The 26,403-nt window shown below is 74.1% G+C and carries 24 protein-coding genes; 13 read left to right on the forward strand and 11 right to left on the reverse strand.

Annotated elements, in window-relative coordinates; genetic code table 11:
• Nucleotides 1-61: 61 nt before the first annotated feature.
• Nucleotides 62-2,848, forward strand: a complete 2,787-nt coding sequence (locus tag Q6349_RS08535; RefSeq protein WP_304603690.1) for a DNA translocase FtsK — start codon at nt 62-64, stop codon at nt 2,846-2,848.
• Nucleotides 2,849-2,856: 8 nt separating this feature from the next.
• On the opposite strand, the gene Q6349_RS08540 is transcribed toward Q6349_RS08535, so the two are convergent.
• Nucleotides 2,857-4,113 carry a CapA family protein gene (locus tag Q6349_RS08540; protein ID WP_304603691.1) on the reverse strand — a complete coding sequence of 419 codons (1,257 nt, stop codon included), beginning with the start codon at nt 4,111-4,113 and terminating at the stop codon, nt 2,857-2,859.
• Nucleotides 4,114-4,155: 42 nt separating this feature from the next.
• On the opposite strand from Q6349_RS08540, the gene pgsA reads away from it, so the two are divergent.
• The 3 genes from pgsA (at nt 4,156) to Q6349_RS08555 (ending at nt 5,801) form a co-directional block, all read left to right on the forward strand.
• Nucleotides 4,156-4,791 (forward strand): CDP-diacylglycerol--glycerol-3-phosphate 3-phosphatidyltransferase, encoded by a 636-nt coding sequence (gene pgsA / locus Q6349_RS08545; RefSeq protein WP_304603692.1) that lies wholly within the window; start codon nt 4,156-4,158, stop codon nt 4,789-4,791.
• A complete protein-coding gene (locus Q6349_RS08550; RefSeq protein ID WP_304603693.1) occupies nt 4,788-5,267 on the forward strand; it encodes a CinA family protein in 480 nt (159 codons plus the stop codon). Before pgsA ends, Q6349_RS08550 begins: the two co-directional genes overlap by 4 nt.
• Nucleotides 5,268-5,471: 204 nt before the next feature.
• The gene (locus Q6349_RS08555) at nt 5,472-5,801 is read left to right on the forward strand and encodes a helix-turn-helix domain-containing protein (RefSeq protein WP_304603694.1); all 330 of its coding nucleotides are present in this window, start codon (nt 5,472-5,474) and stop codon (nt 5,799-5,801) included.
• Here the strand turns inward: Q6349_RS08555 and Q6349_RS08560 are convergent.
• Together Q6349_RS08560 and Q6349_RS08565 are read right to left on the reverse strand one after the other, a co-directional pair.
• On the reverse strand, nt 5,785-6,585 hold the full coding sequence (locus tag Q6349_RS08560) for a DNA-formamidopyrimidine glycosylase family protein (RefSeq protein WP_304603695.1): 801 nt from the start codon (nt 6,583-6,585) through the stop codon (nt 5,785-5,787). The two genes, Q6349_RS08555 and Q6349_RS08560, sit on opposite strands and share 17 nt — an antisense overlap.
• Nucleotides 6,585-11,270 (reverse strand): ATP-dependent helicase, encoded by a 4,686-nt coding sequence (locus Q6349_RS08565; protein ID WP_304603696.1) that lies wholly within the window; start codon nt 11,268-11,270, stop codon nt 6,585-6,587. The genes Q6349_RS08560 and Q6349_RS08565 overlap by 1 nt, the downstream gene beginning before the upstream one ends.
• A gap of 55 nt (nt 11,271-11,325) precedes the next feature.
• Here Q6349_RS08565 and Q6349_RS08570 point away from each other — a divergent pair, with 55 nt between their 5' ends.
• The 3 genes from Q6349_RS08570 to Q6349_RS08580 all read left to right on the forward strand — a co-directional run bounded on the left by Q6349_RS08570 (nt 11,326) and on the right by Q6349_RS08580 (nt 13,526).
• On the forward strand, nt 11,326-11,559 hold the full coding sequence (locus Q6349_RS08570) for a DUF3046 domain-containing protein (protein ID WP_171247779.1): 234 nt from the start codon (nt 11,326-11,328) through the stop codon (nt 11,557-11,559).
• Nucleotides 11,560-11,772: 213 nt separating this feature from the next.
• Nucleotides 11,773-12,918, forward strand: a complete 1,146-nt coding sequence (gene recA / locus Q6349_RS08575; RefSeq protein WP_304603812.1) for a recombinase RecA — start codon at nt 11,773-11,775, stop codon at nt 12,916-12,918.
• Nucleotides 12,919-12,983: 65 nt separating this feature from the next.
• The gene (locus tag Q6349_RS08580; RefSeq protein WP_304603697.1) at nt 12,984-13,526 is read left to right on the forward strand and encodes a regulatory protein RecX; all 543 of its coding nucleotides are present in this window, start codon (nt 12,984-12,986) and stop codon (nt 13,524-13,526) included.
• A gap of 108 nt (nt 13,527-13,634) precedes the next feature.
• On the opposite strand, the gene Q6349_RS08585 is transcribed toward Q6349_RS08580, so the two are convergent.
• The 4 genes from Q6349_RS08585 to Q6349_RS08600 form a co-directional block, all read right to left on the reverse strand.
• Nucleotides 13,635-14,582, reverse strand: a complete 948-nt coding sequence (locus Q6349_RS08585) for an amino acid ABC transporter permease (protein ID WP_304603698.1) — start codon at nt 14,580-14,582, stop codon at nt 13,635-13,637.
• A complete protein-coding gene (locus tag Q6349_RS08590; RefSeq protein ID WP_304603699.1) occupies nt 14,579-15,253 on the reverse strand; it encodes an amino acid ABC transporter permease in 675 nt (224 codons plus the stop codon). Before Q6349_RS08590 ends, Q6349_RS08585 begins: the two co-directional genes overlap by 4 nt.
• 114 nt (nt 15,254-15,367) lie before the next feature.
• The gene (locus tag Q6349_RS08595) at nt 15,368-16,246 is read right to left on the reverse strand and encodes a glutamate ABC transporter substrate-binding protein (RefSeq protein WP_304603700.1); all 879 of its coding nucleotides are present in this window, start codon (nt 16,244-16,246) and stop codon (nt 15,368-15,370) included.
• A gap of 44 nt (nt 16,247-16,290) precedes the next feature.
• Nucleotides 16,291-17,091: an amino acid ABC transporter ATP-binding protein gene (locus Q6349_RS08600; protein WP_171247773.1), complete on the reverse strand. Its 801-nt coding sequence runs from the start codon at nt 17,089-17,091 to the stop codon at nt 16,291-16,293.
• A gap of 146 nt (nt 17,092-17,237) precedes the next feature.
• On the opposite strand from Q6349_RS08600, the gene miaB reads away from it, so the two are divergent.
• Complete coding sequence (gene miaB, locus Q6349_RS08605) at nt 17,238-18,872, forward strand: tRNA (N6-isopentenyl adenosine(37)-C2)-methylthiotransferase MiaB (protein WP_304603701.1); 1,635 nt, start codon at nt 17,238-17,240, stop codon at nt 18,870-18,872.
• Nucleotides 18,873-18,890: 18 nt separating this feature from the next.
• Here the strand turns inward: miaB and Q6349_RS08610 are convergent, their stop codons facing one another.
• The gene (locus tag Q6349_RS08610) at nt 18,891-19,400 is read right to left on the reverse strand and encodes a YbjN domain-containing protein (RefSeq protein ID WP_369810836.1); all 510 of its coding nucleotides are present in this window, start codon (nt 19,398-19,400) and stop codon (nt 18,891-18,893) included.
• Nucleotides 19,397-19,888, reverse strand: a complete 492-nt coding sequence (locus tag Q6349_RS08615; protein ID WP_304603702.1) for a YbjN domain-containing protein — start codon at nt 19,886-19,888, stop codon at nt 19,397-19,399. Before Q6349_RS08615 ends, Q6349_RS08610 begins: the two co-directional genes overlap by 4 nt.
• A gap of 110 nt (nt 19,889-19,998) precedes the next feature.
• On the opposite strand from Q6349_RS08615, the gene Q6349_RS08620 reads away from it, so the two are divergent.
• Nucleotides 19,999-20,598, forward strand: coding sequence for a hypothetical protein (locus Q6349_RS08620; RefSeq protein ID WP_304603703.1), 600 nt, complete (start codon nt 19,999-20,001; stop codon nt 20,596-20,598).
• Nucleotide 20,599: 1 nt separating this feature from the next.
• Here Q6349_RS08620 and Q6349_RS08625 read toward each other — a convergent pair whose 3' ends face one another.
• Nucleotides 20,600-21,070 (reverse strand): hypothetical protein, encoded by a 471-nt coding sequence (locus Q6349_RS08625; RefSeq protein WP_171247769.1) that lies wholly within the window; start codon nt 21,068-21,070, stop codon nt 20,600-20,602.
• Nucleotides 21,071-21,122: 52 nt separating this feature from the next.
• On the opposite strand from Q6349_RS08625, the gene miaA reads away from it, so the two are divergent.
• From miaA to Q6349_RS08640, 3 genes are read left to right on the forward strand one after another with little or no spacing between them, the layout of a single operon-like run.
• Nucleotides 21,123-22,106, forward strand: coding sequence for a tRNA (adenosine(37)-N6)-dimethylallyltransferase MiaA (gene miaA / locus Q6349_RS08630; protein ID WP_304603704.1), 984 nt, complete (start codon nt 21,123-21,125; stop codon nt 22,104-22,106).
• Nucleotides 22,103-23,038 carry a diaminopimelate epimerase gene (gene dapF, locus Q6349_RS08635; RefSeq protein ID WP_304603705.1) on the forward strand — a complete coding sequence of 312 codons (936 nt, stop codon included), beginning with the start codon at nt 22,103-22,105 and terminating at the stop codon, nt 23,036-23,038. Before miaA ends, dapF begins: the two co-directional genes overlap by 4 nt.
• Nucleotides 23,035-24,108 carry a hypothetical protein gene (locus Q6349_RS08640; RefSeq protein WP_304603706.1) on the forward strand — a complete coding sequence of 358 codons (1,074 nt, stop codon included), beginning with the start codon at nt 23,035-23,037 and terminating at the stop codon, nt 24,106-24,108. Before dapF ends, Q6349_RS08640 begins: the two co-directional genes overlap by 4 nt.
• A gap of 44 nt (nt 24,109-24,152) precedes the next feature.
• On the opposite strand, the gene Q6349_RS08645 is transcribed toward Q6349_RS08640, so the two are convergent.
• Complete coding sequence (locus Q6349_RS08645; protein ID WP_304603814.1) at nt 24,153-24,770, reverse strand: class I SAM-dependent methyltransferase; 618 nt, start codon at nt 24,768-24,770, stop codon at nt 24,153-24,155.
• A 73-nt stretch (nt 24,771-24,843) separates the two neighbouring features.
• Here Q6349_RS08645 and hflX point away from each other — a divergent pair, with 73 nt between their 5' ends.
• A complete protein-coding gene (gene hflX, locus Q6349_RS08650; protein WP_304603707.1) occupies nt 24,844-26,373 on the forward strand; it encodes a GTPase HflX in 1,530 nt (509 codons plus the stop codon).
• Nucleotides 26,374-26,403 lie beyond the last annotated feature (30 nt).

Genomic DNA, 26,403 nt, shown 5'->3' on the forward strand with positions numbered 1-26,403 from the left:
GGGACACGCAGGTGTCGGCCTGCGGCGTCGTGAGAAGGGGCGCGGGTACCGTGGAACCATCATGGCGACGCGCATCCCTGCCCGGAAGAGCACCGGGACCTCGCGGTCGGCGGCGCGGACGGGGCGCGGAACCCCGGCGTCGTCGCGCAGCACCTCGGCGCGCTCGTCGTCGGGCAAGCGGTCCACCACGGGCCGGTCCTCCGGCGGCCGCGGTCGCTCGTCCCCGACGTCGCGGGGCCGGTCCCGGTCCGGACCCCCGTGGCCGGTCCGGATGGTGCGCGGCGCCTACCTCGGCGTCGCCCACGGGCTCGGCGCCCTGACACGCACGATCACCAAGGGAGCAAGAGACCTGGAACCCGAGCACCGCCGTGACGGCGTCGCCTTCTTCCTCATCGCCATCGCCCTCGTCGTGGCCGCCCGCGAGTGGTGGGGCATCCCCGGCGACTTCGGCACGTGGGTGCACGCGGTCGTCGCCGGGACGGTCGGTCTGGCAGGTGTCGCCCTGCCCGTGCTGCTGATCTGGATCGGCGTGCGGATCATGCGGCACCCCGAGCGAGGCCAGGCCAACTCACGGGTCGCGATCGGTGTCAGCCTGCTGGTGGTCTCCGTGTGCTCGCTGGTGGCGATCGCGGAGGGCACCCCCTCGCCCCGCGACGGGTTCGCCCAGGTCCAGGACGCCGGCGGGATCATCGGCTACCTCGCGGCCACACCGGTGGTCATCGGGGTGACCGAGTGGGTCGCCGTGCCGCTGTTCCTGCTGCTCGGGTTCTTCGGGCTCCTCGTCGTCACCGCCACGCCGGTGCACCGCATCCCCGAGAGGGTGCGGGGCCTGTACGACCGCTTGACCGGGAACCACGGCAGCGCGCAGGACGACGGCCTCGAGCTCGCCGACGGCGTGTCGAAGCACGACGGCAGCGAGGACCGGCCCGCCCGCAAGAAGCGCACCCGGCGGATCCGGTCACCGCGCACCGGACGGGCCGCCAAGACGGCCGCCGCCGACCTCGACGAGTACGCCGGGGACCACGCCTTCGACAAGGCCGCGACCCTCGACGCGGCCGACGCTCCGGCGCCGGGCGGGGCCGCACCCGCCGATCCCGGGGCGACCCAGGTGATCTCGACCGGGTCGGCCACGTCGCCGGCCCCGGTGGACAGCGCGGCCCCGGCTCCGGCGGCCCCGGCCGCGCGCGACCCGCTGCCCGCCCCGCAGGGCCGCGCCGAGCAGCCGATGCTCTCCGGTGACACCGTCTACCTGCTGCCGTCCGAGGACGCGCTGGTCGAAGGGGCGCCGCACAAGAGCCGGTCGGCCGCCAACGACCGGGTGGTCGCCTCGCTCGAGGAGACCTTCGAGCAGTTCGGCGTGGACGCCCAGGTCACGAACTTCACGCGCGGTCCCACGGTGACGCGGTACGAGGTCGAGGTCGGCCCGAAGACCAAGGTCGAGCGGATCACCGGGCTGAGCAACAACATCGCCTACGCGGTCGCCAGCGCCGACGTGCGGATCCTGTCGCCGATCCCGGGAAAGTCCGCGATCGGCATCGAGATCCCCAACACCGACCGCGAGACGGTGGTGCTCGGTGACGTGCTGCGCTCGTCGGCGGCGCGACGGACCGAGCACCCGATGGTCATGGGCGTCGGCAAGGACGTCGAGGGCGGCTTCGTGGTGGCCAACCTGGCCAAGATGCCGCACATCCTCGTCGCCGGTGCGACGGGCGCGGGCAAGTCGAGCTTCATCAACTCGATGATCACCTCGATCCTCATGCGGGCGACCCCGGAGCAGGTGCGGCTGATCCTCGTGGACCCCAAGCGCGTGGAGCTCACGCTGTACGAGGGCATCCCGCACCTGATCACGCCGATCATCACGAACCCCAAGAAGGCGGCCGAGGCGCTGGACTGGGTGGTCCGCGAGATGGACGCCCGGTACGACGACCTGGCGACCTTCGGGTACAAGCACATCGACGACTTCAACGCCGCGGTCCGCGCCGGCAAGGTCACGCCGCCGCCGGGCTCCGAGCGCAAGGTCGCCGCCTACCCCTACCTGCTGGTCGTCGTGGACGAGCTCGCGGACCTGATGATGGTCGCACCCCGGGACGTCGAGGCCGCGATCCAGCGCATCACCCAGCTCGCGCGGGCGGCGGGCATCCACCTCGTGCTGGCCACCCAGCGTCCGTCGGTGGACGTCGTGACCGGTCTGATCAAGGCGAACGTGCCCTCGCGGCTGGCGTTCGCGACGTCGTCCCTGGCCGACTCCCGCGTCGTGCTCGACCAGCCCGGCGCCGAGAAGCTCATCGGTCAGGGTGACGCCCTGTTCCTGCCGATGGGTGCCTCCAAGCCGATGCGCGTCCAGGGGGCCTGGGTCAGCGAGTCCGAGGTCCACGCGGTCACCGAGCACGTCAAGTCGCAGCTCAAGCCCATCTACCGCGAGGACGTGACCGCCCCCGCGGCCGCCAAGAAGCAGATCGACGAGGACATCGGCGACGACCTCGACGTGCTGCTGCAGGCTGCCGAGCTCGTCGTGTCGACGCAGTTCGGCTCGACGTCGATGCTGCAGCGCAAGCTGCGGGTCGGTTTCGCCAAGGCCGGGCGTCTGATGGACCTGCTCGAGTCGCGCGAGATCGTGGGCCCGTCCGAGGGGTCCAAGGCGCGCGAGGTGCTCGTCCAGCCCGAGGGTCTGTCCTCCGCACTCGCCCTGATCCGGGGCGAGACGCCCGCCGAGGCCGCCTACGACCAGGACGCCGAGACCGCGGCGTCGGGCGACCCGTACGCCGACGGCACGGACGGCCACCGTCCTCCGGTGGCGGCGCAGTACCACGACGGCGCCGACACCGACGCCGAGCACCCCGTGCGCTGAGCGGATCGTCATCCGCCCGCGGGGACGCGGGGCAGGACCGTCGGCTGGTCGCCGGTGGGCCGGGGAGGCTCGGACCGTTCCCGGGCCTTCCCGCCGACCGCGTCCGCCACCAGCTCGTGGCGGACGCGGCGTTCGCGCCGGTCGAGCGTCGTGCTGCGGGGAGGCGACCCGTCGAGCACCTGGACACGGTGCCCTGCCGGGATGTCGACCGTGCTGGCGGTCCAGCGCACGTCGGTGACCAGGGCCGGCGCGCTCGGCCGCTCCTCGGTGATCGTCGCGGTCAGCAGGACACCGCTGCTCGTCCGGGCGTCGCAGCACGAGGCGCTCTGGTTCGACAGCAGGTTGCCCAGCCCGTGGGCGACCCACATCCCCGCACCGTGCGGGCCGCCGTCGAGTCGTTCGATGCGCTGGGGCACGTGGGCGTGGTGGCCGATGACGAGGTCGACCGCCCCCGAGGCGGCCAGCGCGGCCGCGACGTCGACCTGCTGCTCCGTGAGCACCTCCGTGTACTCGGTCCCGGCGTGCACGCTGACCACCACCACGTCGGCGCCACCCCGGTCGCGCGCCTTCTCGGCGGCCCGGACGAGGGCATCGGTGTCGATCAGGTCGACGGCCCACGGTGCCTCGGACGGCATCGGCAGACCGTTGAGCCCGTACGTGGCCGAGAGGTGCGCCACCGCCAGCGAACGCCCCGATCGCTCCAGCTCGTAACGCTGCGGTCTCGACTGCTCACGGTGGGACCGGGCGGTGCCGACGTGGCCCATGCCCGCGGCGTCGAGGGCGTCCAGCGTGGTCACGACGCCGGCGTAGCCGCGGTCGACGGAATGGTTGGAGGCGGTGGAGCACCCGTCCCAGCCCTGGTCCGCCAGGGCCGGCACCAGCCCCGGCGGTGCGCCGAAGATCGGGTAGCCGCTGGGTGCCGTGCCGTCGGGCGCGACCGGCACCTCGAGGTGGCACAGCGCGAGGTCGGCGCCGGCCACCCAGGGGTCGAGCCCGGCGAGCAGCCGGTCGAAGCGTTCGCCGCCGTCGGCGGAACGAACGACGGGGCCGTGCGGGAGCAGGTCCCCGGCGGCCAGGACCGTGAAGGTGACCGGGGGGACAGGGTGCGGGGGTGCGATCTTGGCCCGCGCCACGTCCGGGGAGACCGTCACCCGGGGAGCGGGGGGCGGGGCGTCCGGGGTGAGGACACCGCAGGCTGCCGTCACGGTGAGCACGGTGACGGCGAGCACGACCAGGGAGGTCCTGCGCGGGGCGACGTCGGCCACGGTGCGAGGCTATCGCGGTGGCGGTCCCAGTAGGCTGGTGACATGCCCGACGCTGCGCCCTCGCCCTGGAACATCGCGAACATCGTCACGATGATCCGTATCGCCCTCGTCCCGGTCTTCGCGGCGGCGCTGCTGGTGGACGGCGGTGAGTCGGTGACGTGGCGTCTGGTGGCGACCGCGATCTTCCTGCTGGCCGCGCTGAGCGACAAGGTCGACGGCCACCTGGCGCGGTCGCGCGGCCTGGTGACGGACCTCGGCAAGCTCCTCGACCCGATCGCGGACAAGGCCCTGGTGGGCACCGCGCTGGTCCTGCTGTGGTGGCCGCTGGGCGAGCTGCCCTGGTGGGTGCCGACGGTCATCCTGGTCCGCGAGCTCGGGATCACCCTGATGCGCATGGCCGTGCTGAAGTACGCCGTCATGCCGGCCTCCCGCGGCGGCAAGATCAAGACCGTGCTGCAGGTGGTCGCCATCGCGCTCTTCCTGCTGCCGCTCGCGCAGCTGCCGGACGCCGTGGGTGTCGTGGCGTGGGTCGTGATGGGCGCGGCGATCGCCGTCACCGTCGTCACCGGCGTCGACTACGCCGTCCAGGGGCTGCGACTGAGTCGCCGGGCCCGGCTGGAGAGGACGCTCGGCCGTGCGGACGACCAGCGCTCTCCGGGCGGCCGGTCGGACGGATGACGACCGCGCGTGACGTCCTCGGGGCGGTGGCCGCCCGGGGGTGGACCCTCGGTGTCGCCGAGTCGTTGACCGCCGGGATGGTGGCCGCCGAGCTCGCCACGGTGCCCGGTGCCTCGGCGGTGCTGCGCGGCGGCGTCGTCGCCTACGCGACGGACCTCAAGGCGTCTCTGCTCGGGGTCGACCGTGCGCTGCTGGCGTCCCGGGGCGCCGTGGACGCGGACGTCGCCGGCGCCATGGCCCGGGGTGCGCGTGCCGCGACCGGCGCGGACGTCGGGCTCGCGACGACCGGGGTCGCCGGGCCCGACCCGCAGGACGGCCGTCCACCCGGCCTGGTCTTCGTCGCCGTCGCCACGCCGGGAGGGACGGTCGTGCGTCGCTGCGACCTGGCCGGCGACCGGGCCGCCGTCCGGTCGGGGGCGGTCGTCGCGGTCCTGGACCTGTGCCGCACGACCCTGGGCGACGCCGCGCCGGGGTGAAGGAACCGTGCGTGGCCCGGGGGGATCCTGGACGACCCGGTGCGTCGGGAACACGGCCGTGGTGTCGTGCGTTGGGCAGGTGTGATCGCCAACAGGCCACGAAGCGGTATCGATGCGACTCCCGGGCGACGCGCCCCGCGTGCGTCGGGGTACGGTAGTGCCAACCCTCGTCAGGGGGTGCCGGCGGAAGGAAGGGGGCGTGACATGGTCGTCCTGCGACAGGAGATCGGTGACGTGCTGCGCGACGCGCGGCAGCGTCAGGGGCGCACCCTGCGTGAGGTGTCCTCGGCCGCACGGGTCTCGCTGGGTTATCTGAGCGAGGTCGAACGCGGGCAGAAGGAGGCCTCCTCCGAGCTGCTGGCCTCGATCTGCGAGGCTCTCGACATCCCGCTGTCCCTCGTGCTGCGCGAGGTCAGCGACCGTATCGCGGTCGCCGAGGGGCTGCTCGTCCCCGACACCATCCCCACGGACGTGCTCGCCGGGATGCTCTCGCGCGGAACCGTCGAGCGCGAGGACCTCACGCCGGTCGGCTGACCGCCTGGCAGGTGGGGCACCAGAACACCGGCCGTTCGTACGGCGGTTCGTTGGCCTGCCCGACGGCGACCGGTGTCCGGCACCGCCGGCACGGGTGACCCAGCTTGCCGTGCACCGCGCGCGGCACCTCACCGAGGCCCTCACGTCGCCCGACGTCGACGCTGCGTCCGACCAGTCGGCGCGCGGTCACGAGCAGGGCCCGGACCTCCTCGTCGTCGAGGGAGTCGGCGGGCGCCCACGGGTGCAGCCGGCGGTCGAAGAGCGACTCCGCCATCCAGATCGTGCCGAGTCCTGCCACGACCGACTGGTCGAGGAGCACGTCGCACAACGGGCGGTCCCCCTCCCGGTGCCAGCGGTCCAGCGCCGTGGTCAGACCCGCCGTGCCGAAGTCCGCTCCGAGCACGTCCGGGCCCAGGTGTGCCAGCAGCCGGGGCTCGTCGTGGGTCCGCAGCAGGTCCAGCATCCCGAGCCGCCACCCGACGCACGTCCACCGTGCGGTGGCGAGCACCGCCCGGACCTCGGGATGGCGGGCCGCGGCGGCACGGTCGCTCGTCGCCACCACGCGCCAGGACCCCTCCATCCGCAGATGGGTGTGCAGGGTGCGGCCGTCGTCGAACCGGGTCAGCAGGTGCTTGCCGTAGGAGACGCACCCCGTCACCGTCCGGCCCGTGAGGTCGGTGCCTCCCGTCCCCGGCCAGCGCAGCTCGGCGCGGACCAGCGGCCGACCTCGCAACGCCTGGTCGAGACGCTCGGCCGTGAGCCGCAGGACGTCGCCCTCGGGCATCAGACCGCCACCCTCAGCCCGCGAGGCGTCACCGTGAACCCGGCGTCGAGCAGGGCCTCCGCCGCCGCGGAGCGTTCCTTGGCGGCCTCCAGGGCCGGGACGCCGTCGAGCCGCTGGACCACCAGCCGGCCGAGGTGCCCGCGCCGGACATGGTCGGCGAGGAGGGCTCCCGCGACCGCCAGCGCGTCCGGAGCCGTGGTGAACGACAGCAGCGTGCGTCCGCCCCGTTCGACGTACAGCGCCGGCTCGCCGTTGGTGAGGACGACGACAGCGCCCGCCTTGCGTCCGGGGCGGTGCCCGCCGCCGTCGTCGCCCGCCGAGGTGGTCGCCGGCCAGGGCAGCGCCGCGCCGTAGGGGTTGGCGGGGTCCGTCGCGGCCAGCAGCAGTCCCGACGGGGAGGCGTCGGGGTCGTCCCGGACACGCTCGCGGTCGGCGGCGTCGACGCGCAGTCGGTCGACCGCCCCGGGCAGCGCGAACTGCGCACCGCCCAGCCGCTCCACGAAGTAGCCGCGACGGACCGCGCCGCGTTCCTCGAGCCCGGTGAGCACCCGGTACACCTCGCGGAACTGACCGGTCACGTGCTCCGAGGGCGCGACGGCCCGCGTCAGCACCCCGTGCCGGTCCAGCAGGACCTGGGCCAGCGCGTGCGTCCGGACTGTCGGGTCCTGCTCGCGCGCCGGCAGGCCGGACCAGCGGCCCCCGCCGGCCGGTGGCACGACGGGGCGGGCGACGGCGAAGCGCGACCGGCGCACCGGCCGGGCGCGGGCCGGACGCCGGGGAGCCCGGTGCGCCCCGCCGCCCGCGCCGAGCCGGGCACGCAGCACCGCGAGGCCGTCGTTCGTCACGTGGCCGCCCCAGACGAGGTCCCACAGCGCCTCCAGCACCTCGCCGGTCGGGGCGTCGGCCAGCTCGACGAGGCGGGGCAGGAAGTAGCCGCCCGACGACGTGAGCAGGTCGAGCAGCACGCGGTGCAGGTCGGTGTCCAGGGTCCCCTCGGGCCCCAGCGGGGCGGGCGGCGCGAGGGTCAGGGGAGCGTCCTCGGCCAGGTGCAGGCTCACCGTGCCGTCCGTGCCGGGCAGCGCGGCGTGTCCGGCCCAGACCACCTCCCCGGTGGTGGTCAGCTCGTCCAGGAGAGCGGGGGAGTAGTCCGTCACGCGGGCCGGGAGCACCAGCGTCTCCAGCGCCGACGCCGGGACCGCGGCGCCGGCCAGCTGCTCCACGGCCCGCAGCAGGCCGTCGCTGCCGCGCAGCCGCGGACCGGTGGCGCCCTGCCAGCGCGGCAGGAACACGCCGAGCGTCTCCGGCTCGACCGGTTCCACCTCGGACCGCAGCGCCGCCAGGCTGCGCCGCCGCAGCGTGCGCAGCACCTGCGGGTCGCAGAACTCGTCCCCGGTCCCGCCGACGGCCTCCGGCCGCAGCGCACCGCGCACGAGCGCGCCGTCGCGCTCGAGACGGGTCAGCACCCCGGTCGCCACGGCGACACCGAGCCCGAAGCGGTGGGCGACCTCGGCGGCGGTGAACGGGCCGTGCGTCCGGGCGTGGCGTCGCAGCAGGTCGGCCAGCGGGTCGTCGACCGGCGCCATCACGGCGTCCGGCAGCCCGGCGGGTGGTGCCACCCCGAGCGCGTCGCGCAGCCGGGCGGCGTCCTCGGCGACCGCCCACTGCTCGGCGCCGGCGAGGCGGACGCGGATGACCCGGCGGTCCCGCTCGAGGTCGGCCAGCCAGTCCGGCACGGCGAGGGCGGCGTCCTCGGCCGTGCGGTGACGCACCTCCTCGAGCGGGTGCGGGCCGGTGCGGCGCAGCAGGTCCCAGACGGCCTCGGCGTCCCGCGCCCGGCGGTCCGTGGCCAGCCCCTGCAGCTCGGCCTCGGTCCGCTCGACGACCTCCGGGTCCAGCAGGTCGGACAGGTCGGTGGCGCCCTGCTCGCCGAGGAGCTCGGCCAGCAGGGTGGGGTCCAGCGAGAGGGCCGCGGCCCGCCGCTCGGCCAGCGGCGCGTCGCCGTCGTACAGGAACTGCGCGGTGTACCCGAACAGGAGCGACCGGGCGAACGGCGAGGGACCGTCGGTGGAGATCTCGACCAACCGGACCCGGCCTGCCGCGAGGTCGGCCATGAGCGTGCGCAGGGAGGCGACGTCGAAGTCGTCCTGCAGGCACTCGCGGGCCGCCTCGAGCATGATCGGGAAGTCGGGGTACGCCGACGCCACCTGCAGCAGCTGCGCGGCGCGCTGGCGCTGCTGCCACAGGGGGGCTCGCCGGTCCGGCCGACGCCGCGGCAGCAGCAGGGCGCGGGCGGCCGCCTCGCGGAAGCGGGAGGCGAACAGCACCGACGAACCCAGCTCGGTGCGGACGGCGGCGTCGACCTCCTCCGGGTCGACGAGCAGGTCGTCCGTGGTGATCTCCGGCCGGGTCTGGGCGGCCTCGAGGTCCCAGGGCGAGTCACCGGGCAGGCGGAGCACGATGCCGTCGTCGGCGGGCATGGCGGCGACGTCGGTGCCGAGCCGCTCGCGCAGCCGGGCCGCGACGACCAGCGCCCACGGGGCGTGCACCCGCGCCCCCAGGGGCGAGTGGATCACCACCCGCCAGTCGCCGAGCTCGTCGCGGAACCGCTCGACGAGCACGGTGCGGTCGTCCGGCAGCCGCCCGGTCGCCGCGCGCTGCTCGGTCAGGTAGCCCGCGAGGTTGTCGGCGGCCCAGTCGTCGAGCCCGGCGTCGCGCAGGTGCGCGCGACCGCTCGGCGGGTCGGCCGCGAGGAGCTCGTCGGTCTCCCGCAGGAACGCGCCCACGGCGCGCCCGAGCGTGGCCGGCCGCCCCGGCGCGTCGCCCTTCCAGAACGGCAGCCGGCCGGGCAGCCCCGGGGCCGGGGTCACCAGCACGCGGTCCGGGGTGATCTCCTCGACGCGCCACGTGGAGGACCCGAGGGTGAAGGTGTCGCCCGCCCGGGACTCGTAGACCATCTCCTCGTCGAGCTCGCCCACGCGCTTGCCGCCCCGCCCGGCCTCCTCACCGGCCAGGTACACGCCGTACAGCCCGCGGTCGGGGATCGTCCCGCCGCTCGTGGCGGCCAGCCGCAGGGCACCCGGACGCGCCGAGAGCCGCCCGGCGGCCCGGTCCCACACGATCCGCGGACGCAGCTCCGCGAACTCCTCGCTGGGGTACCGCCCGGCCAGCATGTCGAGCACGGCGTGCCAGGTGGCGTCACCGAGCGCGGCGAACGGCGCGGCGTGGCGGACCGTGCGCAGCAGGGCGTCCGCGTCCCAGTCGTCGACGGCGAGCGCCGCGACGACCTGCTGAGCCAGCACGTCCAGGGGCGTCGACACGATCCGCAACGGCTCGATGTCGCCGGAGCGCATGCGCTGGGTGACCACGGTCGCCGGGACGAGGTCACCGCGGTGCGTGGGCAGCACGACACCGCGAGAGACGGCCCCGACCTGGTGCCCGGCCCGGCCGATGCGCTGCAGCCCGCTGGCCACCGACGGCGGGGACCCGACCTGCACCACGAGGTCCACGGCCCCCATGTCGATGCCCAGCTCCAGCGAGGACGTCGCGACCACGGCCGGCAGCCGACCGGCCTTGAGGTCGGACTCGGTGCGGGTGCGCTCGGTCCGGCTCATCGACCCGTGATGGGCCCGCGCCAGGACCGGTGCCGCGGCGTCGAGGGCGGCGGCCGTGCCCGACTGGCCGGGGGTCTGGGCCGCCTGCTCCGCTCCGGCGTCGGGGGTCGCGAGTCCCTGGCGCTCGGCCCAGGTCTCGTTGACCCGCGCGGTGAGGCGTTCGGCCCCGCGCCGGGAGTTGGTGAACACCAGCGTGGACCGGTGGTCGCTGACGAGGTCGACCACCCGGTCGGTGACGTGCGGCCAGATGGATGCCTGGCGCTGCGGGCCGCTCGCCGCCCCGGACAGGTCGGGCTCGTCGTCCCCGCCCAGATCCGTCAGGTCCGGGACCGGGACGGCGACGTCCAGGTCCCAGCGTTTGCGTGACGGCGGCTGCACGACGGCAACCTCCCGGCCCCCGGCGGTGGTCGGTCGGCTCCCGGCGAGGAAGGCCGCGACCTCGTCGGCGGGCCGCACCGTGGCGGACAGGCCGATGCGCTGGGCGGGGCGTGGCAGGAGCGCGTCGAGCCGTTCGAGGCTGACGGCCAGGTGCGCCCCGCGCTTGGTGCCCGCCAGCGCGTGGATCTCGTCGACGATGACCGTGCCGACCCCGGCCAGGCCGGCGCGCGCCGCGGAGGTCAGCACGAGGAAGAGCGACTCGGGGGTCGTGACGAGCACGTCCGGGGGACGGGTGGCGAACGACCGGCGTTCGGAGGCGGGGGTGTCGCCGGTGCGCATGCCGACACGGACGTCCTGGGTGTCGGTCCCGAGCCGGTCGGCGGCCCGCCGGATGCCGGTCAGCGGGGCGCGCAGGTTGCGCTCGACGTCGGCGGCCAGCGCCTTGAGGGGGGAGACGTACAGCACCCGGCAGCGCTGCGTCGGGTCCTGCGGCGGCGGGGCGGCCGTAAGGCGGTCGATCGCCCAGAGGAACGCCGCGAGCGTCTTGCCCGAACCGGTCGGTGCCACCACGAGCGCGTGCCGGTCCTCCTCGACGGCACGCCACGCGCCCTCCTGAACCGCCGTGGGGCCGGCGAACGCATCGGTGAACCACGCCCGGGTCGCGGGGGAGAAACGGGCGAGCGGGTCGGTGGCCACCAGCCCATGGTGCACCCGGGCACCGACAGGCCGGTGGTCGTGGCACGCTGGGCGGGTGCTCTACTCCGACTTCGCCCAGCTCGTCGACGAGGTGTTCGGCCGTGCCTACGGCCGCACGCTCGTGCGGGAGCAGGTCCTGCCCCGCCTCGGGGACCGCACCCCGGCCGAGGCGCTCGACGCGGGGACGGACCCCCGCGACGTCTGGCACGCCCTGTGCGACGCCCTCGACGTCCCGGACGCCGAGCGGTGGGGGACGGACCGGCACCGGCAGGCGCCGCCGGCCCGCTGACCGCGGCGCCTCCCGGTGTCGACACGCCGCGCCGCGGACGCTGACGTCGAACAGATGTTCGGCTAGGGTGTCCACAGGAAGGCCTCGTGGGTCGCTCGTCCACAGCGCGACCGGCTCGGGCGGGGCGTGTCGGTGGCGGGGCGTAGCGTCGTCGTCGACATGAGCAGCAGACCGAAGGCGCGCGGCCGCGCCCAGAACACGAAGGTGACCGACATGCCTGGACCGGAAGACCGTGAGAAGGCCCTCGAGGCCGCGCTCGCCCAGATCGACCGCAGCTTCGGCAAGGGCTCGGTCATGCGTCTCGGCCAGGAGGGGCGGGCCCCGGTGGACGTCATCCCCACCGGTTCCATCGCCCTGGACGTGGCCCTCGGCATCGGTGGCCTGCCCCGGGGCCGCGTGGTCGAGGTCTACGGCCCGGAGTCCTCCGGCAAGACGACCGTCGCCCTGCACGCGGTGGCGAACGCCCAGAAGAACGGCGGGATCGCCGCGTTCGTCGACGCCGAGCACGCCCTGGACCCCGAGTACGCCAAGAAGCTCGGCGTGGACACCGACGCCCTGCTCGTCTCCCAGCCGGACACCGGTGAGCAGGCGCTGGAGATCGCCGACATGCTGATCCGCTCCGGGGCGCTCGACATCATCGTCATCGACTCCGTCGCGGCGCTGGTCCCCAAGGCGGAGATCGAGGGCGAGATGGGTGACAGCCACGTCGGCCTGCAGGCCCGTCTGATGTCGCAGGCGCTGCGCAAGATCGCGGGTGCGCTCAGCTCCTCCGGCACCACGGCGATCTTCATCAACCAGCTGCGCGAGAAGATCGGCGTGTTCTTCGGCTCGCCGGAGACCACCACGGGTGGCAAGGCGCTGAAGTTCTACGCCTCGGTGCGCATGGACATCCGCCGGATCGAGACCCTCAAGGAGGGCACCGACTCCGTCGGCAACCGCACCCGCGTCAAGGTCGTCAAGAACAAGATGGCCCCGCCGTTCAAGCAGGCCGAGTTCGACATCCTCTACGGCGTGGGCATCTCCCGGGAGGGCGGCCTGATCGACATGGGCGTCGAGCACGGGTTCGTCCGCAAGTCGGGTTCGTGGTTCACCTACGGCGGCGACCAGCTCGGCCAGGGCAAGGAGAACGCCCGGTCGTTCCTGCGGGACAACCCCGACCTGGCGAACGAGCTCGAGAAGAAGATCAAGGAGAAGCTCGGCGTCGGGGCCAAGCTCGACGCCCCGGCGGACGGGGACGCCCCGGCGGCCGAGGCCACGTCCGTCGCCGCCGGCGACGAGGAGAAGGCACCCGCCAAGGCGGGCGCGGCGACCAAGAGCACGAGCCGGTCGAGCGCCAAGAGCAAGAAGGCGCCCTTCTGAGCACCGGACGCGCGGAGGAACGGTCGGCGGGCGGTCGTCGGAAGGACGGTCGCCGCCGACCGAGCGTGAGCGAGCGCCTCGAGGCCGGTGAGATCACGCGCGACGAGGCCACGGAGCTCACGCGGGAGGCCGTGCTGCGCACGTTGACCGCCGCGCCGAAGAGCCGGGCCGAGCTCGCCCGGTCCCTCGCTCGCAAGGGCTACCCCGAGGACGTCGCCGAGCACGTCCTGGACCGGCTCCAGGACGTCCGCCTCGTCGACGACGCCGCGTACGCCGAGATGATCGTGCGCACGCGGCACACCGAACGGGGCCAGGCGCGTCGAGCCATCTCGGCCGAGCTCCAGCGCCGCGGCGTGGACCCCGAGACGGCGACCGCTGCGCTCGAGCAGGTCGACGGCGACGACGAGCGTGCGGCCGCGGCCGAGCTCGCCCGCAAGCACGTGGCCCGCACCCGCGGACTCGACCGGGACAGACGCGTCCGGCGCGCCGTCGGGGCGCTGAGCCGCAAGGGGCACAACCCCTCGGTCGCTTTCGCCGCCGTCAAGGACGCCCTGGCCGCCGAGGGGGAGTCCGAGGATCTCGACGACCTGATCTCCCTCGACGACTGACCCTGCGGCGCGCCCCGGCGCGCCGGCCACGCGATCCCGGCGGCACCATGCCCATCGGACCGCACGACCGGCGTCGCCGGAGCGCTCGAGGGACCGCCCGAGCGGCCGTCAGCCCCAGCGACCCGGCTTGCCAGGATCCGCCGGTCCGGCCTCGGGTCCCTCGTCGACCCCGTGCGGACGCTCGGCCGCCTGGGCCGTCGCACCCACACCGACGCCGGCGTCGAGCCCGGCAGCCATCGTCCCGGTCCGTCCGGAGGTGCGCCGCAAGGAGTTCCCGAGCCGCTCGGCCACCTTCGTCAGGCTCCAGTTGATGAGGATGAACAGCACGGCGGCGACGGCCAGGGTCTGCAGGATGTTGCCCTCGCCGGAGCCGAGCAGCCGGGCCTCCTGCAGCAGCTCGCGGTAGGTGATGATCGCGCCGAGCGCGGAGTCCTTGAGCACGACGACGAGCTGGGAGAGCAGCGCGGGCAGCATGGCGATGAGGGCCTGGGGGACCTCGACCGACCGCAGCGACTGACCCCGGGTCAGTCCGGTCGACAGCGCGGCCTCGCGCTGGCCCGACGGCAGCCCGTGGACACCGGAACGCACCAGCTCGGCCACGACCGACCCGTTGTAGAGGACCAGGCCGATGACCACGCCCCAGAAGGAAGGCGAGTCGGCGCCGGCGTTGGCGAGCAACAACCAGAAGAACACCATCATGAGCAGCACGGGCACGGCGCGGAAGAACTCCACGACGGCGCCGCACACCACGCGCACCGGCAGCAGCGTGGAGAGCCGGCCCACGCCGAAGATCAGGCCGAAGGCGAACGCGCCGACGATGCTGACGGCGGCCGCCCGCATGGTGTTGAGGAATCCCGGCCAGTAGTAGAACCGCCAGGCGTCGGCGTCCACGGCGGCGAGCCACAGGTCCGGGTCGAGCTGCCCCTTGTCACCGAGCCGGGCGAGCAGCAGGGCGGCGATGCCGCCGACGATGACGGCGCCGATGACGTTGCCGACCCGGATGCGCCGCTTGGCGCGGGGGCCGGGCGCGTCGAAGAGGACGGTCTGGGCGCTCATCGGGACACCGCCAGTCGACGCGAGAACGAGGTCGACAGCAGGCCGACGGGGGTCACGAGGATGACGTAGCCGATCGCGAAGGTGAAGAAGATCGCGTAGATGTAGTCGGGCCGGAACTCGATCATCGTCCGCATCACCGAGGAGGTCTCCGTCACCGAGGCTGCCGCGGCGACCGTGGTGTTCTTGATGAGGGCGATGAGGACGTTGCCGAGCGGCGCGATCGCGCCGCGGAACGCCTGCGGCAGGATGACCAGCCGGGCGGAGGGCAGGAACGACAGCCCGATGGACCGTGCCGCCTCGGCCTGCCCGACCGGCACCGTGTTGACGCCGGACCGGATCGCCTCGCACACGAAGGCGGCGTGGTAGATCGACAGCCCCACGACCGCGAGCCAGAAGAAGTTGAGGGTGAAGTCGGTCGCCAGGGTGAGCTCGAGCTGGCCCCAGGCCCCGAGGACCATGAACACCATGATGATCGTCAGCGGGGTGTTCCGCAGGATCGTGACGTAGGTGGTGCCGGCCCACTGCAGGCTGCCGATGGGGGAGATGCGGAACAGGGCCAGCACCGACCCCAGGACCAGGGAGAGCACGGCCGCCCAGAAGGCGAGCTGGATGTTGACCCAGAACGCCCCCAGCACGTCGTACTGGCGGATGATGTCGAGGTACTCCTCCACGCGGCGGACGCTCCTTCGGCTCGGTCGCGGCAGAGACGTGTCGCCGGGACTCCGGCGGCACCGGATCGGGCCCGCTGCGTGGCGCGGCGGGCCCGATCCGTTCTCAGTGGTCGGTCACATGTCGCAGGGGTCGAACTCCGGCGGGTTGAGGTCCTGGTTCGGCGTGTAGCCGGTGCCCTCGGTGGCGGAGTCGATGTACTCCTGCCACGAGCCGTCGTCGATCATCTGCTGCAGCGCCGCGTTGATGTCCTCGCACTGGTCGGAGTCCTGCGGGATGCCGACGCCGTAGCGCTCCTCGGAGAAGGTGTTGCCCACGACCTTCACCTGGCCGGAGTTGGCGGGCTGGGCCCCCAGGCCGGCGAGGATGATGTCGTCGGTGGTCACCGCGTCCACCTGACCCGAGGTGAGCGCGGTGACGCACTCGGCGTACCCGGGCTGCTCGAGGAGGTTGACGCCCTCGGAGTACTCGTCCTTGATGCGCTGGGCCGACGTCGAACCGGTGACCGAGCACAGGTTCTTGCCGTCCAGGGTGTCCGGGCCGGTGATGTCGGTGTTGTCGGCCGCCACGAGGAGGTCCTGGCCGGCCACGAAGTACGGACCGGCGTACGAGACCTGCTCGCGCCGCTCGTCCGTGATCGAGTAGGTGGCGAAGATCATGTCGACCTGGCCGGTCGACAGCAGCGTCTCGCGCTGGGCGGACGGGGCCTCGACCCACTCGATCTGGTCCTCGGAGTACCCGAGCTCGCCCGCCACGTACTTCGCGACGTCGACGTCGAAGCCGGAGGGCGTGTCGCCGTCCATGAACCCGAGGCCCGGCTGGTCGAACTTGATGCCGATGGTGACGCCCTCGCCGCCGGCCCCTTCCTCCTCCATGGTGTCGGTGGTCTCGCCCCCGGTGTCGGTCTCGCCGCCGTCGTCGGAGGAACAGGCGGCCAGGGTCAGTGCGGCGGTGGCCGCCAGGGCGATGACCCCGGTGGTGCGTGTGCGTCGCATGATGCGTCCTTTCGTCGGTGGTGCCGGTGATGCCGTGATGAAGATCAGTGGGTGAGGATCTTCGACAGGAAGTCCTTGGCGCGGTCGCTGCGCGGGTGGTGGAAGAACTCCTCGGGCGTGGCCTCCTCGACGATCTGGCCGTCCGCCATGAACACGACGCGGTCGGCCGCCTTGCGGGCGAACCCCATCTCGTGGGTGACGACGATCATCGTCATGCCCTCCTTGGCGAGCTGCTCCATGACGTCGAGCACCTCGTTGATCATCTCGGGGTCGAGGGCCGAGGTCGGCTCGTCGAAGAGCATCACCTTGGGGTGCATGGCCAGCGACCGGGCGATCGCCACGCGTTGCTGCTGGCCGCCGGAGAGCTGGGCGGGGAACTTCGCGGCCTGGTTCTTCACCCCGACGCGGTCGAGGAGCTTGAAGGCCTCCTCCTCGGCGTCGGACTTGCTCAGCCCGCGGACCTTGCGGGGGCCGAGCGTGACGTTGTCGAGCACCGTCTTGTGGGCGAAGAGGTTGAACGCCTGGAACACCATGCCGACGTCGGCACGCAGCCGGGCGAGCTGCCGCCCCTCGGCGGGCAGGGGTTGGCCGTCGATCCGGATCTCGCCGCCGTCGATCGTCTCCAGCCGGTTGATGGCGCGGCACAGCGTGGACTTGCCCGAGCCCGACGGGCCGATGACCACGAGCACCTCGCCGCGCCGCACGGTCAGCTCGATGTCCTGGAGCACGTGCAGGTCGCCGAAGTACTTGTCGACCCCGCTGAGCTCGACGAGGGGGGCGCCCAGGTGCGAGTCGTCCGCCGGCGGCTGCTGGTCGTCCGCCGGTGCCGTTCCGCTGTGATCCATGTCATGAACCTAACCAGTGGATCGTTTCGGTGGGGTGCGAGCACGCGCCGAGTCGGCAACGGTTCGATAACGACTGTCCGGAAAGCCGGGAATCGGCAACCTTGCGACGGCGGATCCGCGGCGCGCGGGACCGTACCCTGGAACCGATGTCCACCACGATGCCCTCGCCCCGTGAGACCGCCACGTCCCTGCCCTCCGACGGGGCCGGACGGACGTACATGGTCCGCACCCTGGGGTGCCAGATGAACGTCCACGACTCCGAGCACATGGCCGGGATGCTCGAGCAGGCGGGGTACACCCGTGCCACCGCCGCCGACGAGGCGGCGAGCAACGCCGACGTGGTGGTCATCAACACGTGCGCGGTGCGCGAGAACGCCGCGACGCGGCTCTACGGCAACCTGGGCCAGCTCGCCGGGCTCAAGGCGGAGCGGCCGGGGATGCAGATCGCGGTCGGGGGCTGCCTGGCGCAGAAGGACCGCGGCGAGATCGTCGACAAGGCCCCGTGGGTCGACGTCGTGTTCGGCACGCACAACCTCGACGCGCTGCCGGTGCTCCTCGAGCGGGCACGGCACAACGAGGCCGCCCAGGTCGAGATCGCCGAGTCGCTGCAGGTGTTCCCCTCGACGCTGCCGACGCGGCGCGAGTCGGTGTACGCCGGCTGGGTGTCCATCTCGGTGGGCTGCAACAACACCTGCACGTTCTGCATCGTGCCGCACCTGCGCGGCAAGGAGCGCGACCGCCGTCCGGGCGAGGTCCTCGCCGAGGTGCAGGCCCTGGTGGACGGCGGCGCCGTCGAGGTCACGCTGCTGGGTCAGAACGTCAACAGCTACGGCGTCGAGTTCGGCGACCGGGGCGCGTTCGCCAAGCTCCTGCGGGCCTGCGGACGGATCGAGGGGCTCGAGCGCGTCCGCTTCACCTCGCCGCACCCGGCCGCCTTCACCGACGACGTCATCGAGGCGATGGCCGAGACCCCGAACGTCATGCCGCAGCTGCACATGCCCCTGCAGTCCGGCTCGGACCGGGTGCTGCGCGCGATGCGGCGCAGCTACCGTTCCTCCAAGTTCCTCGGCATCCTGGAGCGGGTGCGCGCCGCCCTGCCCGACGCCGCGATCACCACCGACATCATCGTCGGGTTCCCGGGCGAGACCGAGGAGGACTTCGCCGAGACGCTGCGCGTGGTCCAGGAGTCGCGGTTCAGCTCGGCCTTCATGTTCCAGTACTCCCCGCGCCCCGGGACGCCGGCGGCCGAGATGGACGACCAGCTGCCCAAGGAGGTCGTCCAGGAGCGGTTCGACCGACTGCTCGCCCTGCAGGAGCGGATCAGCGCCGAGGAGTCGGCCCGGCAGACCGGCCGCACCCTCGAGGTGCTCGTCTCGGAAGGATCGGGGAAGAAGGACGGCGCCACGCACCGGCTGTCCGGACGGGCGCCCGACAACCGGCTCGTGCACCTCGCGGTGCCCGCCGGCGTGCTGCCCGAGGGCGGCCTCGCCGACCAGCCCGTCTCGCTCGAGGACCCGCGACTGGCCGAGGTCGGCGCGCTCGACCCGTCCCTGCCGCGCCCGGGCGACATGGTGACCGTCGAGGTGACCCGTGCCGCACCGCACCACCTGATCGCCGACTCGGCGCTCGACGGCGGCACCTACGCGGTGCGTCGCACCCGGTCCGGCGACGCCTGGGCCCAGCGCGAGACCGCGCGGCTCGGCGGGGGCCACGACGACCACGGCCACGGCGGCGAGCCCGGTGGCCCGGTCACGCTGGGGATGCCGACGCTGCGTCGCTGACCCCGGCGGGCCGGGGCCTCAGTCCTCGGCCTCGGGCCCCACCAGGGTGGCGAGCCCGGCGAAGAACTGCGACGTCGTCACCAGACCGCACGACAGCGTCTCGGCGAGCTGGTCGTCGGTCGCGCCCTGCTCCAGGTCGACCGACACCTCGCCGTACAGGGCCAGTCCGCCCCCCTCGGCGCGGGTGTAGACCTTCGGCCAGATCCGTTCCCGGTTCCAGTCGTTGCACGCCTGCAGCACCGCGGGCCGCGCGCTCTCCGGCACGGAGCCGGACCAGCGACCCCGCACCTGCAGGATCTCGCCGTCCTCGCCGAGGAGCAGGAACCAGAAGCGGTGCCCGTCCCACGTGCCCGTGAGGTCACCGTCGTCGTCGGTGCGGAACCGGTAGCCGCGGCGCGCCAGGTCGGCGCCGATCCGCCGGGCGGTCACCGGCGTGGGGCGGGCGGCCGGCGGTCCGGGGTCGTCGGCCCGTCGGCGCCGCGCCGCCTGCAGCACCACGGTCGCCGCCCGTCGCAGCGGCCCCGTCACGGTGTCACCTGCAGCGGGTCCGGGAACACCGAGTCCAGGTGCTCGAAGAGCATCACCCCGGTGGACAGCCCGCACTCCAGGACCTGGGCGAGCTGGTCGTCGGTGGCGCCGTGCTCCAGGCTCGTGGTGACCTCCGCGCAGACCACGACCGTGCCGTCGTCGCGCACCCGTGCGTACGCCGTCGGCCAGATGCGCTCGGCGTTCCAGGCGTTGCAGACCTCGAGGATCTCCCCGAGGCGCTCGATCGTGGCCTGGCGGTGCCACTGCCCGCGCACCTGCACGACCTCCCCGTCGTCGCCCAGGACGAGGAAGGAGAACACCCGGCCGTGCCAGATGCCCCCGAGGTCGCCGTCGTTGTCGACGGTGTAGGTGAACCCCGAGGCGTCCAGCCAGGCGCTGACGCGCTCGCGCGACACCGGCCGAGGTGCGGCACCGGCGACCTGCCCGACCGGCCCGTCCAGCAGGACGTTCTCGACGTCGCTGCGCAACAGGTCAGCGTCGAGGGGCTCCTCACGCGATGCAGCTGACGATCTGGCGATCCGGCGCGACCCGAAGAACCTCACACGTCCCACGCTACACGTCCCGGTAGGTTGGCAACGTGCCCACCCGTGCCGTCGTCCTGCCCGCGACCCCGCTCCTGGTCCCCGGCGCCGCCGGTCACGCGCGGCCGCTGACGGCGGTCCGCGCCGCCGTGTCGCGGGCCCTGGCCGCGGTCCGTGGCCCGCACGGCGGTCCGCCGGACCGCTGGGGCGTCCTCGCGCCCGCGTCGCGCAGCTCCGCCGGGACCCGCCGCCCGTCCTTGGCCGCCGCCGGCGTCGCCGACTGCTGGCTGCCGGGGCGGCTGATCGCCGCCGGTGTCCCGACCGCCCAGGTGCCGGCCTCGGTCGCCCTGCTGACCCTGGCCGCGGTGGTGGGGGAGCAGGCCGCCCGTCGGGCGCACGTGGTGCAGCTGGCCGGCGACGACCACGCCGCGGTGGGCTACGGCCTCGGCGAGCTGTCCGGCCTGGACGCGCTCGTGGTCGCCGGCGGCGATCCCGAGGACGCGGCCGCCGGGCCGACGGCCTGCGCGCCGGCGGTCCGCGGCGTGCTCGACGAGCTCGCCGCCCGGCACGGCTGGACCGCGACCGTGCGCGTGGTGGCCGAGCCGGGCGGGGGGCACCTCCCGGACGCCTACGACGTCGTCACCTGGGGCGACTGACTCAGCCTCCGGCGAACCAGCCGACGCCCTCGAGCAGCAGCCAGAAGCGGACGGTGCGGCCCACGAGCACCGTCGGGACGAAGACCGCCCACGGCACCCGCAGCGAGCCGGCCACGACGGCCATGATCATCAGCGGCGGGAACCCGACCGCGCCCGCGGCCAGGAGCACGACGGCACTCAGCCACGGGCGCCCCGCGATCCGCCGCTGCCACCGGTCGAAGGTCTCCCGGCGCCGGCCGACCGCCAGCTTGTCGCGCACCCAGCGGGTCTCCATGGAGCGGGCCGCGCCGAGGTACCAGACCATCTTGGCGACCGTCTGCCCGACGCCGGCCACCAACGACAGCGCCAGGGCCCGGCCGGGGACCGCGCTGACGTCCGTCACGGCCGCGACACCCCCGAGGTAGACCTCGATGCTGACGACCGGGACGAGCCCCGACAGCAGGCTCACGGCGAGGGTGGACAGCAGCAGCACCCGCAGAGCCTAACGGCGTCGGGCCCCCACCCCCGCGTCGTACCGTGGGTCCGTGATCGTCGCCGTCGTGGGACCCACCGCCACCGGGAAGTCGGACCTCGCCCTGGACCTCGCCGAGGCGCTGTCGCGCCCGTCGGCGCCGGCGGAGATCGTCAACGCCGACGCCTTCCAGCTCTACCGCGGCATGGACGTCGGCACGGCCAAGGTGCCACCGGCCGAGCGACGAGGGATCGTGCACCACCAGCTCGACGTGCTCGACCCGACCGAGGACGCTTCCGTCGCGCGCTACCAGACGGCGGCCCGCGCGGACCTGGACGCCGTCGCCGCACGCGGGGCCCGGGCGGTCGTGGTCGGCGGCTCGGGGCTGTACGTGCGTGCCCTGCTGGACCACATGGAGTTCCCGGGCACCGACCCGGAGGTCCGCACCCGGCTCGAGGAACGCGCCGAGACCGAGGGCCCCCGTGCGCTGCACGCCGAGCTGGCCCGTCTCGACCCCGGCGCGGCCGAGTCCATCGGCCCGGCGAACACCCGCCGTCTCGTGCGTGCCCTGGAGGTCGTCGAGATCACCGGTCGGCCGTTCACCGCGAACCTGCCGCGGCAGGAGTACGTGCGTCCCGCGGTCCAGATCGGGCTGGACTGCGACCGGCCCGTGCTCGACGCCCGGGTGGCCGGCCGGGTGGAGCGGATGTGGTCCGCCGGGCTGGTCGAGGAGGTCCGCTCGCTGGCCTCGCCCGCGCAGGGCGGGACCGGCGGCGGGCTCGGGACGACGGCGGCCCGCGCCGTCGGTTACGCCGAGCTGCTGCGCTGGTTCGCCGGTGACCTCACCGAGGCCGAGGCGCGCGAGGCCGTCGTGACCAACACCCGCCGGCTGGCCCGCAAGCAGATGGGGTGGTTCGGGCGCGACCCGCGCGTGCACTGGCTGGACGCCGGGTCGCCCACCCTGGTCGAGGACGCCCTGGCCCTGGTCCGGGCCGCCGACGCCGACGAGCTGCCGGTCCCGGAGGACCGACCCGTGCGCCGTAGTCTGGGCTCATGACCGTACGTTTCACCAAGGGGCACGGCACGCAGAACGACTTCGTGCTCCTCGCCGACACCCGCGGCGAGATGGACCTCACGGCCGAGCAGGTGCGTCGCCTCGCCGACCGCCGCAGCGGGGTCGGGGCAGACGGCGTGATCCGGCTCGCCCCGACGGCGGCGCTCGCCCGGGCGGGGGAGGAGGTCGCCGACGCCGTCCTCGCCGAGGACCCGGAGGCCATCTGGTTCATGGACTACCGCAACGGTGACGGCAGCCGCGCCGAGATGTGCGGCAACGGCGTGCGCGTCTTCACCGCGTTCGCCGAGCAGCTCGGCCTCGTCGACCTGTCCGGCGGCGGCGAGCTCGCGCTCGGCACCCGGGGTGGCGTCAAGCGGGTCCGGCGGGAGCCGAGCGGCTGGTACGCCGTGGACATGGGGCCCTGGTCCCTGTCCGGCGGCCCGGACTCCGCCGCGGCCGGCGCCGACGCCATGGTCCTGACCCCGGGGTGGGACGCCCCCCGTCCCGGCCTGAGCATCGACCTCGGCAACCCGCACACCGTCGTCGCGCTGTCCGACGTCGCCGAGCTCGCCGCCCTGGACCTCGGCCGGGCGCCCGCCGTCGAACCCGTCCCGCCGCACGGCACCAACGTCGAGCTCGTCGTCCCGCTCGGCGAGGAGCCGGGGCCCGACGGCGGCACCGTCGGACGGATCCGCATGCGAGTGCACGAGCGCGGCGTCGGTGAGACGCGGTCCTGCGGGACGGGTGCCTGCGCGGCGGCGCTCGCGGTGCGCACCTGGGCGGCGCACGGGGTCGAGGACCCGCACGGGGTGCCGTCGACCTGGTTCGTCGAGGTGCCCGGCGGCGAGGTCCGCGTCCGGCTGCTGCACGGAGGGCACGTGGAGCTGGCCGGTCCCGCGGAGCTCGTGTTCACCGGTGAGGTCGAGCTGTCGTGACGGACGTCGCCGAGGTCGCGCAGGCGGCCTCGACCCTCCTCGGCGCGCAGCTGCTCGACCCGGAGGACCTCGGCGGCTCGGCGCGGTCGACGGTCCTGCGGTGCCGCGTCGGCGGCGACGCCGGCAGCACGGTCGTGGTCAAGCAGTTCCACGGCGAGGACGACGGCGGCTACGACCGCGAGCGGACCGGCCTGACCCTGCTCGACCGGACGCCCGACCTGGTCGCGGCCGACGGCGCCCAGCGGTTGCTCGTGATGTCCGACCTCGGCGACCCGCCGACGCTGGCCGACCTGCTGCTGGGTGCCGACCGCGAGGCCGCCTGGTCCGGTGCGTCCGGCTGGGCCCGGGAGCTCGGACGACTGGCGGGCAGCGGCCGTCACCAGGTCGACGAGGCGCGCGAGCTCCTGGGGGCGCGACCGTGGGACGTCGTCGAGCACGTGACCCGGGGTGCCGCGCGTCTGGGCGAGCTGCTGGGCGGTGCGGCGCGCATCGACCGGCTGCACGCCGAGGCGCGGGAGGTTGCCACGGCGTTCACCGCCGGGAGCGGCCCGGTCGTGCTCGCCCCGTCCGACAGCTGCCCCGACAACGCCGTGCTGCGGCCCGACGGGTGGTGGTTCCTCGACCTCGAGGGGACGGTCGTCCAGCCCCCGGCGTTCGTCGCGGCCTACACGATGCTGCCGTTCGCGACCTGCTGGTGCGTCTTCGACCCGCCGGCCGGGCTGACCGACACCCTGCTCGCCGAGTTCACCGCCGGGCTCGAGGTGTCCGTGCCGGGCCTCGTCGCTCACGAGGGGTGGCAGCGCGAGGTCGAGCGGGCGAGCGGGGCCTACGTCCTGGCGATGACCGGGTGGCTCCTGGACAGCACACTGGCCGGACGCGAGCACGTCGGCCCGGCGGGGCGGTCGCCGTCCTACCGGCAGCTGATGACGTCGCGGTGGCGGTGGGCCGCCGTCAACCTGCGCACCGCCATGCCGGAGCTCGCCGCCACGTGCGGCGCCGCGGCACGCTGGGCCACGGAGGCCTGGGGCGGCGAGACGGAGCCGACGGGGTACCCGGCCTTCGCCGCCTGACCGCAGCGGGAGCCCGTGGTGACGCGCCGCGGGTGGCCCGGACCTCAGCGCGTCACGTGCAGGATGCGGAACCCCTTCGACGACGCCGCACGCCGGGTCGCCAGCCCGAGCTCGGTCTCGATCCACCGGGCCAGAGAGTCGGCGCCCAGGTTCTTCTGCACGACGAGCCACGCGCCCCCGTCGGGTGGTGACGGCGAAGCGAGCCGCGGCAGCCAGCGGTGCAGCATGTCGTGCAGCACCTGCTTGCCCACGCGGATCGGGGGGTTCGACCAGATCGCGGCGAAGGTCACGTCGTCGGGCACCTGGTCGGGCGCCATCGCGCGGACGCGGTCGGCGACGCCCAGGCGGTCGGCGTTGCGGCGCACCAGGTCCAGGGCGCGCTCGTTGACGTCGACGGCCCAGACGGTGGTCACCGGGTTCTCGAGCGCCGCGGTGAGCGTGATCGGGCCCCAGCCGCACCCGAGGTCCAGCAGGTCGCCCGCGGGTGCCGGCGGCAGCTCGTGGAGCAGGATCCGGGTGCCCTTGTCGACACCGCCGGGGGAGAAGATCCCGGGGGCGACCTCCACGGTCACGTCCTGGCCGGCCAGGTGGACGACGACGCCGCGTCGTTCGTCGTCGGACGCCGGGCGGGCCGTGAAGTAGTGGTCGCTCACGGGGGGAATCGTAATCCGCTTCGTCGGGACGAAACCGCGTGGGATCCTTGTTGTACCCGCCGAAGCCAGCGAGAGGAACGACTTGACCCACACCCCCACCGACCCCGAGCAGACCGCGACGGGGCCCGCCGCCGAGGAGTCCCGGGACGCGCAGTCGATCGCCAACGACGTCGTCGCGCGCGTGCTCGCGAGGGCCGGGACGGCGCGGGCCGAGGGCGGGACCGTGCACTCGGCCTACGACGGCGACCAGCTCGACCTGGCCGAGCGCTCGGCGCTGCGCCGGGTCACCGGTCTGTCCACCGAGCTCGACGACGTCACCGAGGTCGAGTACCGCCAGCTGCGGCTCGAGAAGGTCGTCCTCGTCGGGCTCCACACCGGCGGCGAGGCGGCCTCCCGGGAGGCCGAGATCTCGCTGCGCGAGCTCGCCGCCCTGGCCGAGACCGCCGGGTCCCAGGTGCTGGACGGCCTGCTGCAGAAGCGCGCCAACCCCGACCCGGGCACCTATCTGGGGTCCGGCAAGGCCGTCGAGCTCGCCGAGATGGTGGCCGCGAACGGGGCCGACACCGTCGTCGTCGACACCGAGCTCGCCCCGTCCCAGCGGCGTGCGCTGGAGGACGTCGTCAAGGTCAAGGTCGTCGACCGGACGGCCCTGATCCTGGACATCTTCGCCCAGCACGCCAAGTCGCGGGAGGGCAAGGCCCAGGTCGAGCTCGCCCAGCTCGAGTACCTGCTGCCCCGCCTGCGCGGCTGGGGCGAGTCGATGTCCCGGCAGGCCGGCGGCCAGGTCGGCGGCGCGAGCGCCGGCATGGGCTCGCGGGGCCCGGGTGAGACGAAGATCGAGCTCGACCGGCGCCGGATCCGCAACCGGATGGCGAAGCTGCGCCGGGAGATCGCCGCGATGGCACCCGCTCGCGAGACCAAGCGCCTCGAGCGTCGTCGGCACTCGGTGCCGAACGTCGCGATCGCCGGGTACACCAACGCGGGCAAGTCCTCGCTGCTCAACGTCCTCACCGACGCCGGGGTCCTCGTGGAGAACGCGCTGTTCGCCACGCTCGACCCCACCGTGCGGCGTGCCCGCACGGAGGACGGTCGGCTGTACACGCTCGCCGACACCGTCGGGTTCGTCCGTCACCTGCCGCACCAGCTCGTCGAGGCGTTCCGCTCGACCCTCGAGGAGGTGGGCGACGCCGCGCTGCTGCTGCACGTCGTCGACGCCTCCCACCCGGACCCGGAGGGGCAGATCGACGCCGTCCGCGAGGTGCTGTCGGACATCCCCGGCGTGGAGGACCTCCCGGAGATCGTCGTGCTGAACAAGGCCGACCTCGCCGACCCGGTCACCGTGGGACGGATCCAGCGGCGCGAGCGCCGCACCGCCGTGGTGTCGGCGCACACGGGGGAGGGGATCGCCGAGCTCAAGGAGCTGATCGCCGACGCCCTGCCGCGTCCGGCGGTGGAGATCGACCTCGTCGTGCCCTACTCCCGCGGCGACCTGGTGCACCGCGTCCACGAGCACGGGGAGCTCACGGACGAGGAGTACCTGGCCGAGGGCACGCGGCTGCGCGGTCGGGTCGATCCCGGGCTCGCGGCCGAGCTCGACGCCGTCGCCGTGTGACGGTCGTGCACCGTCCCGGCGCGGCGTCGG

It is taken from the genome of Isoptericola sp. 178 (assembly GCF_030586525.1).
Classification (GTDB): Bacteria; Actinomycetota; Actinomycetes; order Actinomycetales; family Cellulomonadaceae; genus Isoptericola; species Isoptericola sediminis.